The sequence below is a fragment of the Salinicola aestuarinus genome (assembly GCF_003206645.1).
GTDB lineage: Bacteria > Pseudomonadota > Gammaproteobacteria > Pseudomonadales > Halomonadaceae > Salinicola > Salinicola aestuarinus.
The window spans coordinates 626898-641171 of the sequence record NZ_PZJP01000005.1 but is presented as its reverse complement, the minus strand read 5'-3'; the positions used below and the strand labels follow the sequence as shown (position 1 = coordinate 641171).

General features: G+C 63.9%; 12 protein-coding genes. 3 read left to right on the top strand and 9 right to left on the bottom strand.

Features of this window, described 5'->3' with window-relative positions; translation table 11 throughout:
• Window positions 1-78: 78 nt before the first annotated feature.
• The 5 genes from DOM41_RS08240 to DOM41_RS08220 form a co-directional block, all read right to left on the bottom strand.
• A complete protein-coding gene (locus tag DOM41_RS08240) occupies window positions 79-597 on the bottom strand; it encodes a hypothetical protein (RefSeq protein ID WP_157956886.1) in 519 nt (172 codons plus the stop codon).
• A 31-nt stretch (window positions 598-628) separates the two neighbouring features.
• Window positions 629-2143, bottom strand: coding sequence for a sensor histidine kinase (locus DOM41_RS08235; protein ID WP_110686339.1), 1515 nt, complete (start codon window positions 2141-2143; stop codon window positions 629-631).
• A 901-nt stretch (window positions 2144-3044) separates the two neighbouring features.
• On the bottom strand, window positions 3045-4358 hold the full coding sequence (argA, locus tag DOM41_RS08230; RefSeq protein WP_110686338.1) for an amino-acid N-acetyltransferase: 1314 nt from the start codon (window positions 4356-4358) through the stop codon (window positions 3045-3047).
• Between the two features lie 121 nt (window positions 4359-4479).
• Window positions 4480-5748 carry an inorganic phosphate transporter gene (locus tag DOM41_RS08225; protein WP_110686337.1) on the bottom strand — a complete coding sequence of 423 codons (1269 nt, stop codon included), beginning with the start codon at window positions 5746-5748 and terminating at the stop codon, window positions 4480-4482.
• Between the two features lie 70 nt (window positions 5749-5818).
• Entirely contained in the window at window positions 5819-6499 is a 681-nt protein-coding gene (locus tag DOM41_RS08220; RefSeq protein WP_110686336.1) for a TIGR00153 family protein, read from the bottom strand.
• Window positions 6500-6713: 214 nt separating this feature from the next.
• On the opposite strand from DOM41_RS08220, the gene DOM41_RS08215 reads away from it, so the two are divergent.
• A complete protein-coding gene (locus DOM41_RS08215) occupies window positions 6714-7586 on the top strand; it encodes a CYTH domain-containing protein (protein WP_157956885.1) in 873 nt (290 codons plus the stop codon).
• Window positions 7587-7641: 55 nt separating this feature from the next.
• On the opposite strand, the gene DOM41_RS08210 is transcribed toward DOM41_RS08215, so the two are convergent.
• Together DOM41_RS08210 and DOM41_RS08205 are read right to left on the bottom strand one after the other, a co-directional pair.
• Window positions 7642-9591 (bottom strand): GGDEF domain-containing phosphodiesterase, encoded by a 1950-nt coding sequence (locus tag DOM41_RS08210; RefSeq protein WP_188112374.1) that lies wholly within the window; start codon window positions 9589-9591, stop codon window positions 7642-7644.
• Entirely contained in the window at window positions 9588-10151 is a 564-nt protein-coding gene (locus DOM41_RS08205; RefSeq protein ID WP_110686333.1) for a heme NO-binding domain-containing protein, read from the bottom strand. Before DOM41_RS08205 ends, DOM41_RS08210 begins: the two co-directional genes overlap by 4 nt.
• Before the next feature lie 244 nt (window positions 10152-10395).
• Here DOM41_RS08205 and DOM41_RS08200 point away from each other — a divergent pair, with 244 nt between their 5' ends.
• Both DOM41_RS08200 and DOM41_RS08195 read left to right on the top strand, forming a co-directional pair.
• Window positions 10396-11355, top strand: coding sequence for an ion transporter (locus DOM41_RS08200; protein WP_110686332.1), 960 nt, complete (start codon window positions 10396-10398; stop codon window positions 11353-11355).
• 298 nt (window positions 11356-11653) lie between these two features.
• Window positions 11654-12466 (top strand): 5'-nucleotidase, lipoprotein e(P4) family, encoded by an 813-nt coding sequence (locus tag DOM41_RS08195; protein ID WP_245391777.1) that lies wholly within the window; start codon window positions 11654-11656, stop codon window positions 12464-12466.
• 57 nt (window positions 12467-12523) lie between these two features.
• Here the strand turns inward: DOM41_RS08195 and DOM41_RS08190 are convergent, their stop codons facing one another.
• Together DOM41_RS08190 and DOM41_RS08185 are read right to left on the bottom strand one after the other, a co-directional pair.
• Window positions 12524-13144, bottom strand: coding sequence for an L-threonylcarbamoyladenylate synthase (locus DOM41_RS08190; RefSeq protein WP_110686331.1), 621 nt, complete (start codon window positions 13142-13144; stop codon window positions 12524-12526).
• Between the two features lie 91 nt (window positions 13145-13235).
• Window positions 13236-14195 (bottom strand): PHP domain-containing protein, encoded by a 960-nt coding sequence (locus DOM41_RS08185; protein WP_110686657.1) that lies wholly within the window; start codon window positions 14193-14195, stop codon window positions 13236-13238.
• Window positions 14196-14274: the final 79 nt, after the last annotated feature.

Genomic DNA, 14274 nt, shown 5'->3' with positions numbered 1-14274 from the left:
TCATGCCTCGAGCCGCCATTCGCGTACGTGGATCGGTCACTCGCGTGCGTTGACCGTTATCTTGCGTGACCCAAACGTTCACTCGCGTGCGTTGATCGTTCGCTCGATATCGGTGAGCGCCTCGAGCTTGGCGGAAACCGTTTCGAGCTGCTGCTTGAGTCTCTGGTTCTCCCGCTTCAACGCCTGCATCTGACCGCCGGACGCTGCCGCGGTGGGCGCCGCTGCGGATTGCGATTCAAGACGCCGGCGCGCTTCCAGCGCGTTGAGCCATTGCCGCAGCAGCGGCTGCAGTCGAGGCGGCGCCTCGTCAATGCTCGCCTTGTAGAGCTCGGAGGCCTGCGCCCACTCGGCGGGGCTCCCCTCGCCGAGCACCACGGCACGGGCCGCCTTGCGCTCGGGCTGCATGCCCTTGAGCGCGCGCAGGTGCGTCTGGCGCCACATCGCGTCGCCGCGCTGGGACTCAAGGCCAAAGGCCACCCAGGTGTCGAGCAGGCAGACGTTGTCGGCAAAGCGCGGAATCTCTCCGCAGCCGCGCGGCACCGCCTGCTCCGGCAGCGACTGGCAGCCGGTGACGACCGCCAAAATGGCGGCGATCACTACGACTCTCGTTATTCCCATCATTGCGTTATCAAAGCCATGTGTCGTGTGTGTCGTCTCGTTCGAGAGCCCGGGAACCGGCGTTCTCGTCGGTCTCGTGTTGCTGTGCCGTCGTCGGCAAATCCACCCAGGGTAGCGTCAGCCGAAAGCAGACCGGCAGTTCAGCGTCGTCGACCAGCGCGAGATCGCCCCCCTGCAGTCGCGCGCAGTCGGCGGCCACCGACAGCCCGATTCCCGAGCCTTTGAGCGGCCCTTTGCGCCGCGCACTGCCCTGATAGAACGGCTTGAAGAGATGTTCGCGATCGTGTTCCGCGATTGCCTCGCCGCTGTTCGCCACTTCCACCGACAGCCAGTCGTAGCGATGCGCCACGCGCACGATCAGCTTGCCACCATCCTCGCCATAGGCGATGGCATTGGAGATCAGGTTATCGATAATTCGCGCGCTGCGCTCGCAATCTGCCTGCCACTGACAGGGCTGATGCGGAGCGGTCAGCGTCATCCCCTTGTTGTCGAGCGCCAGGCGATGCTTCGACAACACCTCCTGCACGACGGTGGCGATGTCGAACTGCGACACGTTCATTCGGTGCCCGCTCTGGAGCAGATTGTAATCGAGCAGCTGCTCGATCAATGTCTGTAGCTCCTGGCCGTTGTCGTCGATCAGGCCGAGAATCTCGTCCTGCCGGGCATTGAGATCGCCGGCAATGCGATCCGACAGCAGCGCCGTGCCCTCGCGAATGCTCGCCAGCGGCGTCTTCAGCTCGTGCGACATGTGGCGAAGAAACTCACGCTTCTGGGCTTCGAGCTCGTTGAGCCGGTTGGCCAGCCAGTCCAGCCGGTCGCCGAGATGAACCAGCTCTGCCGGCCCCTGAATCCGTACGACGCCCGCGTCCCGCTCGCTGCTACCCAACGTGAAGATGCGCCGCTCGAGCTGACGAATCGGTCGAGTGATCAGCCAGGTAAAGAAGAGCATCAGCATCAGGCTCGCAGAGACCAGTGCGGCAGTCTGCATCCAAAGCCTGGCGCGAACTGTATCCGCCCTGTCCCGGATCGCATTGATCCGCGTGTCGATCAAACCGTTGGTCTTGTCGCGGACGGCGTCGGCCTCGGCGCCGAAGTCGGAGAAGCGCTCGAGAAACGGCGCCATCGAGTCGGTCGGCATTTCCGGCAGGACCTTGAGCGACTGGTAGCGCGAGACCAGCGAGCGGTAGTCCGGGTCGTCGCGCATCAGCGCTTCATGCTGATCGAGAAGCCGGCCGAACTGGTTCGACTTGTCTTCGTAGATATCACGCAGGCCCGGCTCCTCGATGACCGCGTACTGGCGAGCACTGCGCTCCATCTGCAGCGCCAGCGAACTGAGCATGCGAGAACGGCGGGTCTCTTCGACCGCCTGTCGGGCACTCTGATTGGCCAGCGCCGACAGTTCGGACAGCGCTTCGCCGGCCTGAAACATCAGCACCGCGATGGGTAACATGACAACAGCGAACGCCAGCATCACCAATTGCATCAACGAGCGCGGGCGCCAGCGTCGGGAGAGCTCGGTGGACATGACAAGGACTCTGGGCAGAAAGCCGATGCGGCTCATGGGTCGGTACGCAAGAATAACATTTAATCACGCTGCCCATTTTTGCTGGCGTCACTGTGGGGGACCGGAGACGGCATTCATTGGTCGGAGGCAAGGCGTTAACCCCTGCGGTCAGGGGATGAACCTTTGCGGGTTCGACGGAATGGTGCCTCGAAAACCGGGCAAAAAAATGGGCCGGCAAGAGCCGGCCCAAGGTACGCAGGGAACTGAAGGGTCAGTCAAAACGCCCTTGAATAACTGCCTGAATCAGCTGTTCGAAGGCGTTCCATCGGGCCCGAGGGCCCCCAAAGCGGAGAGTCGACTGCTGCCATTCAGGGGCGTCTCGTCTCGTGGCGATCACTCGCCGGCCTTGGTTCCTGCCGGTCGTCGGTCATTGTTGACCCACGTCCGGACTTGATTCGTCCCGCCATTCGATTCTTCCCGCATCGGGGATCGTGAATCGAAGGGGAGGCATCCATGCCAGAGCATCCATGCCCTAAAGTGCGTCTCCATGCCCCGAGGGCTGCACCCGTCTCATCGCAACCTGAGTCGCCTATCGCGTGAGCAGAAGCCGGAGTGGTGACGGCAACCGTTTCCGGCGACGCCAGGCACTGACGTGATCAGCATCACCCCGCCTGCTCTCGTCAAATACTATAGCCAAGAGTGTGCCAAAAAATAGTTATTGCTTATTTTTCAGTAGCTTATAGCTTAACGGGAGGCGGGGGAAAAGGACGTGACGCGATCAGCGACGAAAACACCGCCTTAGACACGGGAAAATCGTCGCCGAATGCGGACGCTAAAAGACGTGAAAATAAATATCGCTTTATTAACAGACACTTAGCATGTCTCCGATTGGCGACAACCGCGATAGGCGGCGCGTTACGCGCTATCGGAGTGACTTCACAAGGACTTTGGAGCCCCTGGCCTGGTTGTAGGCCTCGCGCTTGCCCGCCGGCAGCGAGCCGAGCTCACCGAGCGCGAAACCCCGCTCGAAGAACCAGTGGGTCGTGTGAGTAGTGAGCGCAAAGAGCTGGGACAGACCGGCCCGTCGGGCGCGCCGCTCGACCTCGGCGAGCAGGGTTTCGCCTCGCGATCCTCGGCGATAGTCATCGTGCACCGCCAGACAGGCGAGTTCACCCATGGCGTTGTCGGCGTAGCCGTGCAGCGCGGCACAGCCGATCACCATGCCGTCACGCTCGATCACCACGTAGTCGTCAATGTCGTGTTCGAGCCGCTCGCGGGTCCGCGACACCAGCATGCCGCTGTGCTCGAGCGGCTGCAGCAGTGCCAGCAGCCCCCCGACGTCGTCGAGCACTGCCTGGCGTAGCTGCTCGTAGCGATTCTGGGTGATCATGGTGCCCACCCCGTCACGCGTGAAGAGTTCGCCCAGCAGCGCATCATGGTCGTGCCAGGAGAGCAGGTGTGTCCGCTCGACGCCGTGGCGGGCCGCTTCACAGGCCGCGCCAAGGTGACGCCACTGTTCGCTGCCCGCTTCCGACTGCGCCCGCAAGGACTCCGCCTCGCTCGGCGACAGCTGGCGCTGTAGCTGACCGCCATCGTCATGCAGCCCGGCGGATTCGCCAAGCAGCACGAGTTTGTCCGCCCCCAGCGAAATCGCCACGTGCTGGGCGATTTCGGAGGCATCGAGATCGAACACCTCGCCGGTGCGGGAGTAGCCAAGCGGCGGCAGCAGCACGAGGTTGCCACCGTCGAGCAGTGTCTGAATGGCGGGGGCGCGTACCCGACGAACTTCACCGCTATGGTCGAAGTCGACCCCGGCACGAACGCCGAGCGGCTTGGCGGTGACGAGATTGCCCGACACGGCGGTGAGCTCGGTGCCGTGCAGCGGCGTGTTGGGCAGGCCCAGCGAGAGCTTGGCCTCGAGATCGAGCCGCTGACGCGCCGCGATCCGTTCGACGTGGTCCATGATCTGGCGCGTCGCCACCCAGCGTCCGTCGGTCCGATAGGGGGTCACGCCGTCGGCATCGAGCGCGGCGCTCACCTGCGGCCGAATACCGAAGACGATCACCAGACGCACGCCGAGGGTGTGCAGCAGCGCCATGTCCTGCAGGAGCTGATCCGAGCGCGAGGACGTCATCGCCTCCCCCTCGATCAGGACGACAAAGGTCTTGCCTCGATGGGCGTTGATATAGGGCGAGGAGTTACGGAACCAGTCGACGAAAGGAAAGCGCGAGTCCAATGCAGTAACGCTCCGGCAGGTGCATGGCTGAGTCGAGCCATCACTATACCAGAGCGTTATCGCAGGGGGCCCCGCACTGACACGCGCAAAGTGGCGTCGGGCGGGGGCGTGGCCGAGACCGCTAGCTGAACATGCCCTTCAACATGAAGAAGAAGATAATGGAGAGCAGCGCCCCGGCCGGTAGCGTGATCAGCCAGGAGAGCACGATCTGCCCCAGCACGCGCAGGTTCAACGCGGCCATACCGCGGGCGAGTCCCACGCCGAGAACCGCGCCAACCAGCGTATGCGTGGTCGAGATCGGCAACCCGGTCCCCGAGGCGAGCACCACCGTGGAGGCGGCCGACAGCGTGGCGGCGAAACCGCGGCTCGGTGTCAGTTCAGTGATGCCGGTACCCACCGTCGCGATCACCTTGTGGCCGTAGGTCACAAGCCCGACCACGATACCGCCACCGCCGAGCACCAGCACCCACCACGGCATCGAGGCGGAACCACCCACGCTGCCGGCGCTCTCCACCACACTGATCACCGCGGCCAGTGGCCCCACCGCGTTGGCGACGTCGTTGGAGCCATGCGCGAACGCCATGGCGCAGGCGGTGAACATCATCAGCACGCCGAAGATGCGCTCGACGCCGGAGAAGTCGTAGTTGCTGCGCGAACGGCGATCGCCGCGATTGATCCGGTTCTCGAGCAGAAGCCCCATCAACATGATGATCACGCCGAAGGCCACCGCCAGCAGCAGGCTTTGACCGAAGCTGAGATGCAGCCCCACGTGTGACAGCCCTTTCACCAGCGTCACCATCGAGACGATGAAGCCCACCAGAAAGATGTAGCCCGGCACGTAGCGTTTGGCGGCGGCGAAGGGATCGGGATTATCGAAGATCAGCACCTGTACCGAACGAAACAGCACGTAGGCGAACACCCCGGCGATCAGCGGCGAGGTCACCCAGCTCATGGCGATCGTGCCCACCGCGTCCCAGTGCACCGACCCCACGCCGAGCCCGGCGATGGCGAAACCGACGATCGCGCCGACGATGGAGTGCGTGGTGGAGACCGGCCAGCCCTTGAGCGAGGCGACCATCAACCACGACCCGGCCGCCAGCAGCGACGCGAGCATCCCGTAGACCAGCAGCTCCGGATTGCCCTTTAATAGCTCCGGATCGATGATGCCTTTGCGGATGGTTTCGGTCACTTCCCCGCCGGCGAGCCACGCCCCCAGGAACTCGAAGATCACCGCGATGATGATCGCCTGCTTGATCGTGATCGCCTTGGACCCGACGGAGGTGCCCATGGCGTTGGCGACGTCGTTGGCGCCGACGCCCCAGGCCATGAAGAAACCGAAGGCACAGGCGAGGATGATGAAGACATCACCGTATTGCGCAATGATGGACATAGGCTGATTTCGCTAAAGTGGCGTGTCGAAGACTGACGTACTGGGGACGCAGAAGAGAGAGGCCCGCTGTTCAGCGGGCCGTCAGGATCTGGAGACGACTGCCGACTCTCTCGGCACGATCGGAGAGTTCCCCGATCCACTCGATGATCTTGTAGAGGAAGATGACATCGACCGGGGGCAGCTCGGACTCGAGCTGAAAGAGCTGGCGGCGGATCGCGATCTGTTGATCGTCAGCCTGATGCTCGAGCTCATGGAGCTCGCGGATCAACGTGTGCATCACATCGGACACGTTGCGACCGAAGCCGGACTCGAGTAGATCCTCGAGCTCTTCTAGTGCCTTGCGCGCCTGATCGACCGTCGCCACGGCGGTTTGCAGGTAGGCACGCATCGGCTCGGCCAGCGACTCGGGAATGTTCATGTTGCGACCCAGCATGATGCCGGTGATGTCGCGGGCCTTGTTGGCGATCTTGTCCTGGACGCTGATCAGCTCGAGCAGATCCGATCGCGACACCGGCAAGAACATGGTGTTGGGGAGATTCAACCGAAGCTGCGTCTTGAGCTCGTCGGCATCGTGCTCGAGCTGCGTGATCGATTCCCGGTGCCGGCGCGCCGCTTCCCAATCGCCACCGAGCGCGGCGTCGAAGAACGGCAGGAGTTCGGCAGCACACTCACTGGTCTTGACGATGTGCGCCAGCAGCGGCTGGAAAGGGGAACGTCCAAACAGTGCTGAGAACGGATTGGTACTCACCATGACTTGGCCCAAATGCGTTGGAAGTGGCGGCGCCAGTATAATGACTGCACCTTGGCCCGTCATGAAAAATTCATGTTCGCGCCCGCGACCCTGTTGGCAGCGAAGTGGCCGACGTCAGCGATCGAACGTGACACCCTGGCTTCACGCGGCAAGCCTTGCGGTTGCGCCGCCACGGTCGTTGCCCCCTGTTTCATGCACCCCTTGCGGAGTTCCCATGAGCCAAGAAATCGAACTCAAACTGGCCCTCGACACGAGCGCCCCGACGATGCTCGATGCCCATCCCGAGCTGGCTGACTGCGAGCGCGAGACGCTCACGCTTGGCAACCGTTACTACGACACCCCAGACGGCGATCTGGAAGCGGCGAAGGTGGCACTGCGCGTGCGCCAGAGTGGCAACCGGCGCCTGCAGACGCTGAAGACCGCCGCCGCCAGCCAGGGCGGCCTCTCGAGCCGCGGGGAGTGGGAATGGTCACTCGACGGCCGCGACTGCAACGCGGCCGGGCTGGATATCGCCGGGCTTCGCGAACTCGGCCTGCCCGCGCTGGAAGGAATCGATCTGGATCGCCTGGCCCCGGTGTTCTCGACCGACTTCGAGCGGCGCCTCTGGCGCTACCGTGAGGCGGAGTCGAGCGGCGAGATCGAGATCGCGCTCGATCAGGGCGAGATCACCGTCGGCGATCGCTGCCTGTCGATTCTGGAACTCGAGCTCGAATTGAAAGCCGGCGAGCCGTCGTCGCTGTGGGCCCTGACCCACCGACTCTGCGAGGGAGAGACGCCGCTTGCCGCGCGCCCGGCCAATCACAGCAAGGCGAGCCGAGCCGCGGCGTTGCGTAGCGGCTGGCCGGCACCGGACATCCCTTCGGCACCGAGCCTCGACGACGTCATCGACGCCGTGGATTGCTGGCAGGACAGCGAGGAGCCGCGCTGGCTGATTTCGGCGGTCGAGCGGATCGAAGCGCTGCGCGAAGACACACCTCACAAGGATGACACCCTGCGAGCGGCTTTCGACCATATCGCCGAGGCGCTCGCCGCCGGTCACATCCCCTGGCAGGCCAGCGCCTGGCTGATACTGCGCCGGGATCGATAATCCCGTCCGACCTGCCCGACGCGTCGCCCGCCGTCGTCACGAGCACGAGGCGCCGCTAGCGCAAGGCGGCGTCGGTCGGTGGCTCCCAAGAGACATCTCGCGGCGGCTGTGGGTGTGGGCTTGGCTGCGTAAAGGTCTTGATGAAGTCCGGAAACGCCATCGGGCGGGCGTAGTAGTAGCCCTGGATATCGCCCGCCTCCCATCCGCAGAGCAGGTCGAGCGTCGCGGCATCCTCGATGCCTTCGACCACCACGTCGTATTCGAGGCGCTGACAGAGCGCGACGACCGCCGCGAGGACGTGCCGTTTGCGTGGCGACTCGTTGACACCGACCACCAGCTGCCGATCGATCTTGACGGTATCCAGCGGCATCGACGTGAGCTGTGCCAGTGACGAGTAGCCACTGCCGAAGTCGTCCAGCGCGACCCGCACGCCGGCGGCGCGCATGCGCTGAAGGATGCGAAACGCTTTGGCCGGCTCACTCAACACGGCGGTTTCCGTCACTTCGATCTGTAGTCGGCGGTGAGAGACCCCCTCGCGTTCGCAGCGCAGGATGATCGATTCGAGCAGCGATGAATCCAGCAGCTGACGCGCCGAGAGATTCACGCTGAGCAGAAACTCGTTGCCGAATCGCTCCGCCGCTGCGGGGTCCTTGAGCAGCTTGAGGGCCTGGTCCATCAGCATCTCCCAGAGCGGCGTGATCAATCCGGTGCGCTCGGCCACTTCGATGAAAACCGCCGGATTGACCAGTCCATCCACCGGATCCTGCAGGCGCATCAGCGCCTCGACGCAGCGCACCTGACCGCTCAACGGGTCGACGATCGGCTGCAGGAAGCAGCGCACGCCGTTGGCGGCAATCGCCCCCCGGATCATCTGCTCGGCGCGACTGTTGGCACGCGCTCCCAGCCGCAGCGCCTCGCTGTAATAGCGCCTGGCACCACTGTCCGACGCGCGGGCACTGGCCTGGGCCAACCTGGCCTGCTGACGCCACTCGTCGGCGGAGATCGGTTCCTGCGGGTTGAGAATCGCCACCCCGCTGATGTGGGAGAGCCACACCTGCTGCCCCTCGATCTCCACGGGCTGCCCCAGTAGCTTCTCGAGCGGTTCCAGCAGACGTTCGAGCGCAAGCACCTCGGCAGTCTCGAAGATCATGGCAAAGGTGTGCTCGGGAAGCGCCACCAGGCTCACGTTGGGGGGCAGTTGCCGACGCATGCGCTGTACCAGCGAGCGTAGCGCCTTGACGGCGTCTTCCACCGCCACGCCGTCGAACAGCGACGCGACATTGAGCAGTTGGAACTTCACCAGCGACATCGGCTGACGTGATTTTTCGACCAGGCGCTCGTTCAGCAGCAGGTCCAGGTAGTGACCGTTGGGCAGCCCGGTCAGCGAGTCGCTCAACCGCTGCTCGGTGGTATCCGTCTGCGTGCCTGCCATGCGGACCGGACGTCCCTGTTCGTCGCGCTGACACAGACCGCGGCAGAGCACCATCCGCCAGGTACCGCGCGCGTCGCGAATGCGATACTCGACGTTCACGGCTTTGGTCAAACCGTCGAGATGGCGGTAGAGCGCGCGTTCGACGGCCTCGCGATCCTCTGTGTGAACCAGTGACAGCCAGTCGTCGAGCGGCCTCGACTCCTCGGGGCGCGGTAGACCGAGCATGCCCGTCCAGCGCACCGAGAGGGTGACGAGTCCGCTTTTCAGATCCCACTCCCAGATCCCGTCATTGGTGGCTGTCAGCACCAGGTCGAGACGCTGGGTCCGCTCCACCACGCGGGCCTCGAGCTGACGATGCGAGTCGCTCAGCTCCCCCAGCGTGCGATGGGCGGTTTCGAGCAGGAAATTGTTGAGCTGCGCCAGTTTCTGGATCGCGATCTCATCGCTGTCGGCCTCGACGTAGAAGTCGAACGTTCCGTCGACGGCCTGACAGAGCTGGTTGCTGATGGCGTCGATCTGATCGATGAGGTGACGCTCACGCTCACTGACCTTGGGGGGCTCGTTCAGGCTCATTCTGGCGCCTCGTCGAAGTGCAGGACGAAGCGGCATCGATCGTCGCCGCGGTGACGACAGAGTGTCTCGGACAGCGTACCGCTCTGCTGATACTCCTCCAGCACGCGTGCAACGATCGCCCGATAAAGCGCGCAAAGACCATTGGCCGAACGGTAATCGACGGTCAGCGATCGCTCGCCCCGCTGCAGGATATGAAACTTGTCGCTCACCCGGTCACGGGCGACCGGCTCGTGGAGACTCGCGCCGAGTGAGGCGTGAATGCAGGGCTGACGCGCCAGAAATGACTGCGCGGAGTCCGCCATGGTAAAGAACATGGGATAGTGGCGTTTCGCCCAGACGATGAACCAGTCAGCGTAGCGCGCCATCAGGGCTTCGTGATCGATAGACAAATAGCGCTGTGTCGCCTCGAACAGCGACAGGCATTCGATGTCGGCGTAATCGGTATCGATCCGCCGTCCGGGCGAATCGATACCTGCTTGCTTTGCGATGCTCGCCATCGCATCCTCGCCGTGGTCCGCTTCGATGCGGTCGATCAGCACGCGCTGAATCAATCCGATCATGACACTGGCCTCTTGTCGTCAGGCGTGAGTTCTCGTCGATCCGTACCAACGATTCGCCAACTCGCTGCTGGAAGCCGTTCGTCCCTGTCCTACGCGGCAGAACGTCGAGTGGATGTCGGCGTGGCCGCTATCGATTATGGGACTGTTATCGGCGCGGCGCGCCGATTGTTAAGTGCGCCCGATGTTCGCCGGGAGTCCGACACTCTCTTCATCACTTTAAAACAACCCACGAGCCCAGCCAGCCATGCAATCCGGGGAATCCGCATTTCGCAAAAAACTGTTTCAGGTCATCTTCGAATCGGACACCCCGCTCGCCAAGGGCTTCGATATCGCGCTGATCAGCCTGATTCTGCTGAGCGTACTGGTCGTATTCATCGACAGCGTCCCGCACCTGCACGCGCGCTATGGAGAGTGGTTCTACCTCCTGGAGTGGGGCTTCACGCTCATCTTCACACTCGAACTCGCGCTTCGCCTCTACTGTCTGGAGCGCCCGCTCACCTATCTCAAGAGCTTCTACGGCATCCTCGATCTGATCGCGATCCTGCCGACCTGGCTCGGGCTCGTCCTGCCCAGCGCGCAGTCGTTGCTCGTCCTGCGGGTACTGCGGGTGCTGCGGGTCTTTCGCGTGCTGCGACTGATGGAGTTCGTCGGCGAGGGACGGCTTCTGGTGCAGGCGCTTCGACGCAGTCAGCGCAAGGTCATGCTCTTTCTCATCACGGTGCTGTTGATTATTACCATCTTCGGCGCCCTTATCTACATGATCGAGCCGTCGGAAGCCGGTTTCACCAGCATGCCCCGCTCGATGTACTGGGCGATCGTCACCCTGACCACGGTAGGCTACGGCGATATTGCGCCCATCACGCCGGTGGGCCAGTTCATCTCGGCGCTGATGATGATTCTCGGCTACTCGATCCTGGCCGTTCCCACCGGCGTCTTCTCCGCCGAAGTGATCCGCTCAATCCGCGAGGACCGCTACTCCGAAGAAGCCTGCCCCGGCTGCGGTCATGAAGGGCACGAGCAGGACGCCAAGTACTGCCGCTTCTGCGGGACCTGGCTCGACGAGAACACGCCCGACCCCCACGCCCCCACGCCCGAGAAAGACGACGATCAGGAGAAGGCCGGCGATACGGATGGCCGTGCTTCGGGTGATGACGACAGCGAGGCTGCCGGTCACGATGACCCCCAGAGCAACGGGGCTCGGTAAGCGACGCTCGCCGTTTCCCGCCACGCCTTCTGCCCTGCCCGAAGTTGGCTGACAGCGCCTCTCGATGACACCTGGTGCAACCTGTGCCAGCCGCACGTAAACCGACGTGGCCGCCGCCACGTCGCCCCCCTTACACCGGCGCCGTGACCGGACAGCGCTAGCGCCCGGGCAAGCCTCGGCGTGCGCGCGCTTTTATTGACCACCTGTTCAATAACATTTAATAATAAAAAAGCCGGTTACCGATAACGCTACGCTACGACCGGCGTTCGTTCATTGCCTAACGACAAAAGGGGAACTCATGTCTGTCGTCACCCATAATCCAATGAAACCCCGAACGCTCTCCGGGCCGTCCCTCACCGGCACGCTGCTCGCCGGCATGCTGACGCTGGGCGCCAGCAGCCTCGCCCTTGCCGATACCCCGACGCCGTCAACCGACTGCCCGCCGCAGGACTACGCGATGGCGCTGCGCTATCAGCAGCAGTCGGCCGAGATCCAGGCCCTGCAGCGGCAGAGCTACGCTCTTGCCACCGCGCGTCTGGCGCAGACACTCGCCGAACGGCCGGAAGCGAACAACCTCGCGATCATGACCGACCTCGATGAGACGGTGATCGATAACAGCGCGCTTCTGGTGCGCGACATGCAGGCCTGTCACGACTTCACCCGCTGGGATACCTGGAAGACCTGGGAGCAGGAGGGCCATCCGCGGCTGATCCCGGGCGCCCGCGCGTTCCTCGATTACGCCGACGCGCATGACGTGACCATCTTCTACGTTTCCGATCGCTACGAAGAGAACAAGGCAGGAACGCTGGCGACGCTCGACGCGCTGAGACTCCCGCAGGTCAGTGACGCGCAGGTCCGGCTCCTCGGGCCCTCGAAAGGCGAACGCCGAGCCGCGATCGAGAAGGATTACGACCTGGTGCTGCAACTGGGGGATTCGCTCGCGGATTTCTCGCGCGATTTCCACCACGCCGATCTCGCGAGCCAGCAGCGGCAGGTCGTCGATCAGGCAGCGCACTTCGGCGACGACTGGATCATGTTCCCCAACGCCAGCTATGGCAGCTGGAGCGACGCCGACCTGGAGGCCTGGGCGAAACCGCTCGAGGCGCAATAGCGGATCAGGTGTTGACCTGACCCACAGGAAACCGGCGCCACTGGCGCCGGCTCTGGTTTACAGGAAGGCCGCCGTGTCGCCGCGGCCCTCGCGGACGACCGTCGGCGGCGTCTCGCGCAGGTCGACCACCGTGGTGGGTTCGAGATGGCAGGCGCCGCCGTCGATGATCAGGTCCAGATGGGCGCCGTAGCGATCCCGGATCTCCTCGGCATCGGTCATCGGTAACGCTTCACCAACCGGAATCAGCGTCACGCTCATCAGCGGCTCGCCCAGCGCATCCAGCAGCGCATGCGTGATCTTGTGGTCCGGCACGCGCACGCCGATCGAGCGACGCTTGGGATGCAGCAGCAGCCGGGGCACTTCGTTGGTGGCATTGAGGATGAAGGTATACGCCCCGGGCGTGTGGGACTTCAGCAGGCGAAAGACGCTGTTGTCGACCTTGGCGTAGGTGCCGATCTCCGAGAGATCCGAGCAGACGAGGGTGAAGTTGTGGCGGTCATCGAGCTCGCGCAGCCACTTGATCTTCTCCACGGCCTTCTTTTCGCCGAGACGGCAGCCAAGCGCATAGCCGGAGTCGGTGGGATAGGCGATCACGCCCCCCTTCTGCAGGATAGCGATCGACTGATCGATCAGGCGCTTCTGCGGGTTCTGCGCGTGAATCTGGAAAAACTGGGTCATATTGGCCTCCTGAAGCGAGACGTTCGCTCGTCGATGGGGAAGTGTCTCTCACTCTCAACGCTTTCGGCTGGCGATCGACATTGCCCCGGGGTCAGAGCGTAACAGATGGTGCGCTGCCGCCCGTGGCGAAATCGGCCAGTGCCGGGTGACGCCACACCGGGACGACGTGCGACCGCGGCGGCGGGCTGATCGTGCCCGGCGCCAGCGCCCCGCCGGGATAGTGAAAATCGCTGCCGAGGGAGCCATAAAGGCCGTGAAAATGGAGCTGGCGAGCAAAATCGAACGTCGCGTTCGGATTCTGGTAACCGCTGACCAGCTCTGCGGCCTCGCCACCGGCCTCGATGAACGCCGTGAACAGTAGATCGCGCTTTCGTCGGGTCATGCCGTAGCGCAACGGGTGCGCGATGACGGCGACGCCGCCACTGTCGCGAATCCAGCCGACGACGGTTGCGAGTTCCGGCCAGTGCATCTTGACGTCGCCGCGCTTGCCCGCGCCCAGATAGCGTTTGAATGCCGTCGGCATATCCGGCACCAGACCCGCCGTCACCAGCGCGGCGGCGAAGTCCGGCCGCCCGAGCGGACGCTCGCTGCCGGCTTCATGCCGGGCTCGTGCCAGCCCATCCTCGAGACCGATCTTTTCGAGCCGATGGGCGATCTCTCGGCTGCGGGCCTTGCGCGCATTGGCCAGCACGCCAAGGCCCGCGGTAAAGCCCTCGGAGACCCCGGCAGGCAGCATCGCCACGATATGAATGCCCTGCCCGCGCCACTGACACGACAGCTCTGCCGCCGGCAGCAGCTTGAGACCCAGAGAGCGGGCGCGCTCGCTCGCCTCGGCCACGCCGTCGAGCGTGTCGTGGTCGGTCAACGCCATGTGTCGGATTCCGCGGACGTGGCAGAGATCCACAAGCTCGGTCGGCGTGAGCTTGCCATCGGAGGCGCGCGAGTGCATGTGCAGGTCCACGCCGGCGGCGACGTCGAGGGTCTCGGCGAGCGGCGATGATAAGGGGTCGCTGATAGGGTCACCCGGGCGGTGCGAGGTTTCGGTGGGCATGCGCATGACGCCGCATGGCGTCTTTGTCAGAATAGGCCACCAATGGTGAGGGTCGCGACAGACCCGGTCAATCGACACC

Excerpts from the sequence above, each read along its gene's own strand:
- DOM41_RS08235 (WP_110686339.1), bottom strand. The coding sequence starts at position 2,143 with ATGTCCACCGAGCTCTCCCGACGCTGGCGCCCGCGCTCGTTGATGCAA.
- DOM41_RS08225 (WP_110686337.1), bottom strand. The coding sequence starts at position 5,748 with ATGTCCATCATTGCGCAATACGGTGATGTCTTCATCATCCTCGCCTGT.
- DOM41_RS08220 (WP_110686336.1), bottom strand. The coding sequence starts at position 6,499 with ATGGTGAGTACCAATCCGTTCTCAGCACTGTTTGGACGTTCCCCTTTC.
- DOM41_RS08215 (WP_157956885.1), top strand. The coding sequence starts at position 6,714 with ATGAGCCAAGAAATCGAACTCAAACTGGCCCTCGACACGAGCGCCCCG.
- DOM41_RS08210 (WP_188112374.1), bottom strand. The coding sequence starts at position 9,591 with ATGAGCCTGAACGAGCCCCCCAAGGTCAGTGAGCGTGAGCGTCACCTC.
- DOM41_RS08205 (WP_110686333.1), bottom strand. The coding sequence starts at position 10,151 with ATGATCGGATTGATTCAGCGCGTGCTGATCGACCGCATCGAAGCGGAC.
- DOM41_RS08200 (WP_110686332.1), top strand. The coding sequence starts at position 10,396 with ATGCAATCCGGGGAATCCGCATTTCGCAAAAAACTGTTTCAGGTCATC.
- DOM41_RS08195 (WP_245391777.1), top strand. The coding sequence starts at position 11,654 with ATGTCTGTCGTCACCCATAATCCAATGAAACCCCGAACGCTCTCCGGG.
- DOM41_RS08190 (WP_110686331.1), bottom strand. The coding sequence starts at position 13,144 with ATGACCCAGTTTTTCCAGATTCACGCGCAGAACCCGCAGAAGCGCCTG.
- DOM41_RS08185 (WP_110686657.1), bottom strand. The coding sequence starts at position 14,195 with ATGCCCACCGAAACCTCGCACCGCCCGGGTGACCCTATCAGCGACCCC.